The organism is Streptomyces sp. NPDC007875, from assembly GCF_042868035.1.
Classification (GTDB): domain Bacteria; phylum Actinomycetota; class Actinomycetes; order Streptomycetales; family Streptomycetaceae; genus Streptomyces; species Streptomyces antimycoticus.
In genome coordinates this window covers 54016-62772 of the sequence record NZ_JBIADZ010000043.1, presented here as the reverse complement: position 1 = coordinate 62772, position 8757 = coordinate 54016, and the positions used below count along the sequence as shown (strand labels likewise).

At 66.5% G+C, this 8757-nt stretch carries 6 protein-coding genes and 2 pseudogenes; 4 read left to right on the top strand and 4 right to left on the bottom strand.

Features of this window, described 5'->3' with window-relative positions; translation table 11 throughout:
- Positions 1-533 precede the first annotated feature (533 nt).
- Positions 534-887, bottom strand: a complete 354-nt coding sequence (locus tag ACFYOY_RS45070; protein ID WP_351905170.1) for a zinc ribbon domain-containing protein — start codon at positions 885-887, stop codon at positions 534-536.
- A 384-nt stretch (positions 888-1271) separates the two neighbouring features.
- Between ACFYOY_RS45070 and ACFYOY_RS45065 the strand changes: the two genes are divergently transcribed.
- The 3 genes and pseudogenes from ACFYOY_RS45065 to ACFYOY_RS45055 all read left to right on the top strand — a co-directional run.
- Positions 1272-1955, top strand: a complete 684-nt coding sequence (locus tag ACFYOY_RS45065; protein WP_351905157.1) for a TetR/AcrR family transcriptional regulator — start codon at positions 1272-1274, stop codon at positions 1953-1955.
- Between the two features lie 282 nt (positions 1956-2237).
- A pseudogene (locus ACFYOY_RS45060) lies at positions 2238-3209 on the top strand (helix-turn-helix domain-containing protein).
- Positions 3173-3539: pseudogene (locus tag ACFYOY_RS45055) on the top strand (transposase); the annotation flags it as partial. The pseudogenes ACFYOY_RS45060 and ACFYOY_RS45055, both read left to right, overlap by 37 nt.
- Positions 3540-3663: 124 nt before the next feature.
- Here the strand turns inward: ACFYOY_RS45055 and ACFYOY_RS45050 are convergent.
- The 3 genes from ACFYOY_RS45050 to ACFYOY_RS45040 all read right to left on the bottom strand — a co-directional run bounded on the left by ACFYOY_RS45050 (position 3664) and on the right by ACFYOY_RS45040 (position 7448).
- The gene (locus ACFYOY_RS45050; protein ID WP_385153059.1) at positions 3664-5034 is read right to left on the bottom strand and encodes an FAD-binding oxidoreductase; all 1371 of its coding nucleotides are present in this window, start codon (positions 5032-5034) and stop codon (positions 3664-3666) included.
- 336 nt (positions 5035-5370) lie between these two features.
- Entirely contained in the window at positions 5371-6225 is an 855-nt protein-coding gene (locus tag ACFYOY_RS45045) for an alpha/beta hydrolase-fold protein (protein WP_351905154.1), read from the bottom strand.
- Complete coding sequence (locus tag ACFYOY_RS45040) at positions 6222-7448, bottom strand: amidohydrolase family protein (protein WP_388593709.1); 1227 nt, start codon at positions 7446-7448, stop codon at positions 6222-6224. The genes ACFYOY_RS45045 and ACFYOY_RS45040 overlap by 4 nt, the downstream gene beginning before the upstream one ends.
- Before the next feature lie 83 nt (positions 7449-7531).
- Here ACFYOY_RS45040 and ACFYOY_RS45035 point away from each other — a divergent pair, with 83 nt between their 5' ends.
- Positions 7532-8134: a TetR/AcrR family transcriptional regulator gene (locus ACFYOY_RS45035; protein ID WP_351905148.1), complete on the top strand. Its 603-nt coding sequence runs from the start codon at positions 7532-7534 to the stop codon at positions 8132-8134.
- The last annotated feature ends 623 nt before the right edge of the window (positions 8135-8757 follow it).

Sequence of the window (8757 nt, the reverse complement as noted above, 5' to 3'; positions counted from 1 at the left end):
TTGCCCTTGGCGTGCTGCTTCTCCACCGCGCGCGCGGACCCCGCATGGGTCGCCTCTTCGATGCGGCGCTGCAGATCCGCGAGCTTCCCCGCGGTCGTGTGAATATCGATGTCGGCCGGCTGCGCGGGCTCGGTGCTCACTGCTTGGCTCCCTTCTGAGCGTTGGCGCTGGTGGCGTGCCAGGTGGTGAGCAAGAGCCCGGTTGCCGAGGCAGCTGTGAATGAGTTTCCGAGCGGGAACGGCACTGTCATCCGCACCGGGGAACCCGGAATGGGGGTGTCCGGTTGGTGAGGCGGGGCCGTCAGACCGGCGCCTGGGGGCACCGTTACGTCATTGCGTCTCAGCGTTCTTGGCAGGAACGAATCGGTCGGCATTGGGGGGCGGCGTGGTAGGCGGCAGCTAGGAGGGATCATTGGAGGCACTCCAGGGGTGATGGGCAATGGCCTGCGGGGCCGAACTCAAGGTCAGAAGGCGTCGTGGGGGACGTACACACCCCAGACGTCGCTGGAGCAAGTGGGCGTGCTGCCTCGGCCTTCATTGCCACGGAGGCCGCGAAGGCTGTGGAGGCTCGCAGAGGCGGAAAAGGAGTGCCTGAGGGCCGGACTCGATGCCTTCTGTCAGGCACACCGGGGCCCCGACTCGCACGGTGAGCGGCGGCACGCCGATGACCCTGGAGCACAGCCAGAATCCCTCGTTCATGTTGATGGTGGCGAGTGCGCACTGTCTCCCGGAGCTCCGGCCCATGGCCAGGACATGACGGATGACCCCGGTGCCGCAACTGAGCTCCCAGGCGAGATCGGTGGAGGCGCAGACGGGACACAACAGACGGCGGAAGACTGCGGTCCGACACCAGCGGCAACGCTGGAAGTACAGCTCTCCACCCCCCACTCCACCCAGCGGCACCTGCGTGGGGCAGTCCGCCTCCGGGAGTGGGCTCGCGCTTGGATCGACCTCCCGTTCGACGGGGGCGCTATCCGTGGTTTCGATCGCTGTATGGAGCACGGTGTTCCTTTCCGTCCCCGTCCCGAAATGACCCGCGACGGGAGGCGAGAGCTCACCGATCACGGCCGTAGCACGTCGGCACCGCTGTGGCGGCGTGTTTCACAAGCTATGGTACCCAGTTCCGAAAGTAAAGTACTTAGTCCCAAAGCGCGCTCTGTGATGGAAGCCTCGCCGCGTCACTCGGCGCCCGATGCCCGCAATGCGGTGTTCGATCCCATCGAAGCGAGGCAAGTGGCGTCTGTGCGGTGAGACGGGGAAGGATGAGCGGTCATGAGCAAGCCACCTGCACGGATCCGACTGGCAGACGCCGCATTCGCGCTCTTCGACGAGCGCGGATACGAGCAGACGACCGTCGATGACATCGCCGAGCGAGCGGGACTCGGGCGCACGACGTTCTTCCGGAACTACCGATCCAAGGAAGACGTCATCTTTCCGGACCACGATCGGCTCCTGGAGTTGATCAGAGATCGGCTGGCGACCTCCACCCACAGCACCGCTCTGGTCGCCGTGTCGGACGCGGTTCGACTCGTACTGCTGCGCTACGTGGAGGAGGGCGACCTGGCGAGGCGGCGATATGCCCTCACCAGCAAGGTGGCTGCCCTGCGTGACCGGGAGATCGCCAGTGTGGGCCGCTATCAGCGACTGTTCCGGGAGTTCATCGCCGACTGGATGGGGGGCCCGACGGAACCAGCGTCGCTGAGGGCCGAACTCATGGCCGCCGCGGTGGTCGCTGCCCACAACCATGTGCTGCGTCGCTGGCTTCGGGGCGAATCGTCCGACCCGGTCGCCGAGGTGGACGAGGCGATGCGTGAGGTGCTCGCCCTCTTTCCGGCGCCCGGCTCCTCACCGCAACTCGGCGGTGGCACCACTGTCGTCGCGTTCAGGACCGGGCAGGACATCGACACCCTGCTCCCCTCGCTGCGGCGTCTCGTCGAGGACGGCGCCGAGCGCTGAAGCCCGCTCCGTTTGATCGAGCGATGCCGCGCACAGCGGAGACAGGGACGCGCTTGGGCGTGTTGGCTTCCGGCCGTGGCTTCCCCGGTCCCGCACACCTTCCTATCCCATAGCGGAACCGCCGGGACCAGCCCAGGAGGCTGCCCGGTGGTGCTCGGCGTCCGTGCCCCGCTCGACCCGCTCGCTCTCTTCGGCGACGGCTTCGTCCGAGACCCTGTGCCGCTCGAAAGGTCATCGCCGCAGGTGAGCGGGGTGTGGTCGGGGCGCTGGGATCATGCGTGCGTGATCGTGTCTTTGCTGTACAAGGTGACCCGGAAGCTGCTGACGGTTCCATCGGTGCTCCTCCGTCGTGGGACGGCGAAGGACGCGGAACTGCTGGTGCTGCGGCACGAGAACGCGGTCCTGCGCCGCCAGTTGGCCGGACCGGTCCGCTATGAGCGTGCTGACCGGTTCTGGTTCGCCGCCCTGTCCGGGCTGATACCCCGACGCCACTGGCTCAAGGTCTTCCCTGTCACGCCCGGCACCCAGCTCGCCTGGCATTGTCGGTTCATCGCCGCGAAGTGGGACTACACCGCGCGCCGACGCACCGGACGCCCACCCATCCCGGCAGCGGTCAAGACACTCGTTGTGCGGTTGGCCCGGGAGAATCCGCGGTGGGGGCACAGGCGGATCCAAGGTGAACTGAGCCGACTCGGGCATCGGATCGCAGCTTCGACGGTCTGGTAGATCCTCAACGCGGCCGGCGTCGACCCCGCGCCGCGTCGCTCGGGCCCCACCTGGCGCGAGTTCCTGACCGCGCAAGCCGAGGGCATCATCGCGGCAGACTTCTTCCACATCGACACCGCCCTCGGCAGGCGGTTGTACGCATTGGCGTTCCTCGAGCACGGCACCAGGCGGCTGCACATCACCGGGGTCACCGCCCGCCCAACACGGGACTGGGTAGTGCAGCAAGCCAGGAACCTCACGTCCGAGCTGGGCGTACGCATCGAGAACCTGCGCTTCTTGCTGCGCGACCGCGACGGCAAGTACGGCGAGGCGTTCGACGCCATCTTCCAGTCCGAGGAGATGGAGATCCTCAAAAGTGCGCCACAAGCTCCCCGCACGAACGCGCACTGTGAACGCATCATCGGCGGCATCCGACGCGAAGCCCTCGACCACGTCATGATCATGAATGAGGCCCACGCGCGCCACGTCCGCGCAGCCTACGAGCGGCACACGTCTCGGCCGGCAACACCCACGACAGCGAAGGGCTGAAGCCCATGATCGAGGGTCACCAAACGAGACACGACCCTCATAACGGCCGGTTCTTCAAGCCCCAGCGCCTGGACAAAGCCTACGACCGCGCCGACCTGCGCAGATGGCTCCGATGGAAGCGCATCGGCGTACGCATCGCCCGCAAGGGCATCGAGTCCAGCAAACGATTAGGGCGCCGCCGCTGGGTCATCGAGCGCACCATGTCGTGGCTGTCCGGCTACCGCAGACTCAGCCCCCCGCTACGAACGCGATCCCCGCAACTACCTGGTCTTTCTCGGGCTCGCCGCCACCCTGCGCTGCTACAAGCGACTCGTCCGCCTCACCACATAGGACACGGTCTAAGCTGGAACCCTCCGACTCGCAAGGCACGTCGCTGACGCCGGAGTACCGTGCGTGGAACTCCGGCTCTGGGAGTTCTGTCGCCCGCGGCCCGGTCTTGTACTTGGCCAAGGGGTCATGCCGGCCCGAAAACTTTGCCAGGGTTGAGAATCCCGGCCGGGTCGAGAGCACGCTTCACCGCGCGATGCATCTCCAGGACGGCCGGGCCGAGTTCACGGGTGAGGCCGGGCCGCTTGAGCAGTCCCACACCGTGCTCACCAGTCACCGTCCCACCCAATTCAAGGGCGTCCGCGATGATGTCGTCGAACGCCGCGCGGGCCCGGACCTGAGCCGCCGCGTCACCGTGTTCCGTCACAAGCAGCGGATGCAAGTTGCCGTCGCCGACGTGCGCGATGTTAGCGATGGTGATCCGGTGCCTCTCCGCGGTCCGGTCGATGCGGGCCAGCATCTCCGCCACCGCCCCGATGGGCACACAGACGTCCTCCGTGAGTACCGGCCCCAGCCGCTCGAGCGCGGGGAAGGCCAGCCGGCGGGCGGCGAAGAGCATCTCGGCCTCTTCCTCTGTCTCCGACCGGTCCGCCCAAGTAGAGCCAGCCCCGCGGAAGCAGTCGACCATCCGGCGGGCGCCCTCCTCGGCGGCGCGGCCATCATCGTCGAAACGGGCCAGGAGGACCACGTCCGCCTCGGCGGAGAGCCCCATGTTCTTCCAGGCATCGACCGCGCGCAGACAGTGCCGGTCGACGAGTTCCAGCGCGGCCGGCCGCAGCCCGGCGGCAGCCGTCGCACGCACCGCGTCACCGGCCTGCCCGACGCTGTCGAAGTAGCCGACGGCGGTCACGCCGACCGGAGGCAGGCGTCGCAGCCGGACCGTGATCTCGGTGACGACACCAAGAGTGCCCTCGGCACCCACCATGAGGCCCACAAGGTCGTAGCCGGCGACCCCCTTCGACGTACGGCGCCCGAGCCGGACCACCTCGCCCGTGCCGGTCACGACCTCCAAACCGAGGACATAGTCGCGAGTGACGCCGTACTTGACGCAGCACACTCCGCCAGCGTTCGTCGCGACATTTCCTCCAATGGTCGACCAGGGCGAACTGGCGGGGTCAGGCGGGTACCACAGGCCGAGCGCCGCTACATGGGCGCGCAGGTCGTCGTTGACCACACCGGGCTGCACGACGGCGAGGCGCTCCAGCTCGTCGACCTCCAGCACCCGATCCATGCCGTCCAGCGCGAGGATCACGCCGCCTTCGACGGCATTGGCGCCCCCCGACAATCCAGTACCGGCGCCGCGTGCAACCAACGGGACTCCTTGCTCCAGGCACGCACGAACCACGGTCCGGACCTCGTCGGTGCTCTTGGCGCGCACGACGGCCACCGCTCGGCCAACAGGCGCCCACACCGCCTGGTCGTGGGAGAGACCGGCGACGATGTCCGGATCAGTCACCACCCGGCCAGCGGGCAGCCGTCGCCTGAGTACTTCGGCGATACCCACGGCAGGGGGCGTCGTGCTGACGAGGTCCCGCTCGGCCACCCGCACACCTCCAGAGAAGTTGACTCAAATATGAATGCACCATAGATGGCACCACGCCGCCGGGCAGCCGGTTCATGGACGATATGCACGAAAGACCGATGGAAGTCTTGGGGTACCTCTTGTTCCGTTCCGTTCCTCCCCCTGGGTGGCGCGCTTCCCGGCGCGACCGGCTCGGGCCCGAAACGCGTACCGGTCAGGTGCGGCGAGTGGTGCCAGGCACTCGGGGCGGCGGCACTGGCCAGGAGCGCCGCCGCCCAGTGCGGCGGTCAGGCAGAGCCGCGGCGTCCAGGCTTACTGGGCACGGCAGGTCCTGAGGTAGCTGAGGAACGATGCCTGCAGCCCAGTCACGTGCGTTTCGTGCATGAGTGCGCTGGTGACGGATTCGCTGCGTGAGGTGAGGCGGTGAAGGAACGTGGCCGTGTTCTTCGTGAGATTCTGGTAGACCGCTAGGTCTCCGAGGATCTCTCGATCGTTGAAGGTCACGTGAAGCTTGGTAGCAGGCAGGGTGTCACCCATTGCTTGAAGACGAGCGAAGACCTGACTGTCTGCATTGACAATGCCGGGGCTGCCCGCGCCGATGCTCTCGAAGAAGGTGCTATTGGTGAGCCAGGCATACAGACTGAAGAGTCCGCCGTAGGAATAGCCGAAGAGGCCGTGACCGCTCGGGGCTGTGCCGTAGTCGCGTTCGATCCGCGGGTGTAGGTCGTCGGTAAGGAAGTTCAGGAACATATCCCCGCGGCTGTCGCTCAATTCAGCGAGGTAGGCGTCGGCTTGCTCGCGAGTCATCGTGCCCGCTTCGACCCCCATCTCCACCGCATCGATGTACTCCTTCGCGATGGGTTCGCCGGGGGGCACGAGGTCTCGGTTGCGCAACCGCTCCCAGTGCTCTGCTTCCTCGCCTGCGTAACCCACGCTGACTTGCACATAGGGCTGAATCGACTGCATGGGGTCCAGTTGCGTGACGATGAGTGGGGCGGTCATGCCCACGGCCCAGTTGCCGTCGAGCACGTACACGACAGGCGCTTGCGCCGCGGCAGGGTCGTAGCGTGGTGGCGTGGTGACCCAGACGCCGTAGTCGTGCCCACCGCTGGAGCGCATCTCGAAGTAGTCGGTGTGGGCGAGGCAGCCCTGCCACATGGTGCTCATCTGAGGTCCTTTACGATTTTGCCAGCCTGGATTACGAGCACGGCGTTGGTGGGGTCGGAGAACAGTTCTGGGTCTTCGAGCGGGTTGCCGTTCCAAAGAACGAGGTCTGCCTGCGCGCCGGGAGTGATGACACCCACCTGGCCGGACAGGCCGAGGATCTCGGCGTTGGTCTGGGTCGCCGCCACGAGCGCTTCCATCGGCGTCTCGAGGGCTGCGCGCAGGCTGAGTTCTTTGCCGCGACGGTCCTGGGCCGGACCGATGAGATCGGAACCCAGCCCGATCCGTACTCCTGCGCGCTTGGCGACAGCGAGCGCCTTCGTCATCTGCTCGCGTGCGCCCTTGGCTCGGTCGCGGGTCGACTCGGCGAGACCGGCTCCGGCGGTGTCGTGCAGCAGTTGCTCGACGACAGCGAACGTGGGCACGAGGGCAACCTCGCGAGCGGCCATCAGGGTCGCTGTGGATTCGTCGAGGCTAGTGCCGTGCTCGACACAGCGCACCCCGGCCTCGACCGCATTTCGTATGCCCTCGTTGTTGTGGGCGTGAACTGTCACATAGGTGTTCCGTGCCGCAGCTTCTTGAACTGCAACAGCGATCTCTTCGACGGTGAACTGGGTGTCGGTCAGCCGATCATGTGCGCCCACCACTCCGCCGGTCACGCAGAGCTTCAGGAAGGAGGCTCCGCGACGGAAGGCTTCGCGGACGTTGTGTCGCAGCTCGTCCGCGTTGCCCGCCATCATGGAGAGGGCGCACAGGCCCGCGATGTGGTGGCTGCTCCACAGCTCGGTGGGTTCCCATTCGGCTCCGTAGTAGCCGTGCCCGCCGATCTGGCACTGAACAGGTCCGCACGACAGGACGCGCGGCCCTCTGACCTTGCCCTTCGCGATCGCGGTGACGACACCGCCGTCGATCCCGCCGGTGTCGCGAACGGTGGTGAAGCCGGCGTCGAGCGTCGCACCGGCCGTGGCGAAGATGTCCGCCGCGATCTCGGCGGCGCTTATCTGAAACGAGAAGTGCGGCCGGATCGGGCTCGACAGGCCCAGGTGGACGTGAGCGTCGATCAGGCCGGGCGTCATCGTCAATCCCTCGGCATCGAGACGCTCGCCGTGCGCGCTGGAGGCACCGAGGCGAGTGATGCGGCCGTTCTCGATCGTGACGTCGAGCTTGCCGGGATCGCGCCCCGATCCGTCGATGACCGCCGCGCCGACTATACGAGCAGGTCCCATAGCCGATCCTCCGCCGTTGCGAGCTGACTGCGACCATGTGCGAAGCAACACGGAACCGCCTTTTCTTTTCCAATGGATAAACTGTGGGAGTGATCCTGTCAACCTCGGAACGCAAGGGCAGCGCGCGCGAGCGACTCCTGGCACGGCTTCTCGACGCCTTCGGCGAGGCCCTTCCCCCGCCGGAGATGTCGCTCCGTGAGATCGCCGCCCGGATCGAGACCAGCCATGCCCTGTTGCGCTACCACTTCGGGTCACTCTCGGGCGTCTTGGCCGCCATGCTCACGGCGCAGCGATCCCGTGACAACGAGGCACTTTTGGAGGCCGCCCAGCAGGGCACCTTCGACGATTTCGTGGTGGCGATCTGGCGTGCGTACACCCGGCCAGAGCAGCTGTCGCGTGTCCGCGGCTTCTTCTACGTCGTCGGACTGGCCGCGTACGGCCCCGAGGACTTCCCGGAGTTCGTGGAGTCGATCGGCGACCTGACCGTGCTGCTGTCCGCACTCGCGGAACGCGAAGGGCTCGAGGCGAAGGAAGCGCGGGATGTGGCCACCGTCACCGTTGCCGCGATTCGCGGCCTCCTCTTGCAGGAAGTCCTGACTCCCGGAACCCGCTCGGAGGACGCGGTCGCCTTGATCCTGCGCATGAGAGAGGGTCGATCCGTTCCACGATCACGTCCGGAGCGTTAAGCAGGCCCTCGGCCCTTGCCGCCGCCTCATCTGATCCCTCGGACCCCGTCTGCGGACGCGCTGACAAGCAGCCTCGACCATTGGTTGCTTTACCTTTCCACGTGCTAACCGAATGTTCGGTTTGCGCGAAGGGAGGGCTGCTCGTCATAGCTGCAGGGGGCGGTATGTGCGACGAGGACCGTGCTTCGCGACTGCTCGGAATTGACATGCTGGACGTGGGTAAGGCCGGCGCACAGCTGCACATGACCACGACGGCGAGCATGATCAACAACCCTGGGATGGCGCACGGTGGCTACATCTTCCCGCTGTCAGAGTCGGTCTTCGCTCACGCCTGCGACAGCCACGGCCCCGTAGCTGTCGCGTCCGGAGCCGATCTCACCTTTGTGGCCCCGCCTATGACGGGGATGTCCTCACGGCGACCGCCGTGGCTCTCGAACCATCCGAGGTCGCCGCGGGATACGACCTCACCAGCCAGTCCCTTCCCGCCTCTGCCAGGCTCATGGTGGGTTCTGACAGCTGAGCATCGACGCACACGCACGCGACAACTGTTGGGTACGACGAGAGAAAGTGGCGACAACAGTCGCCGGAACATGGCCTCTGACCTGCGTAATGTGCGGACAACG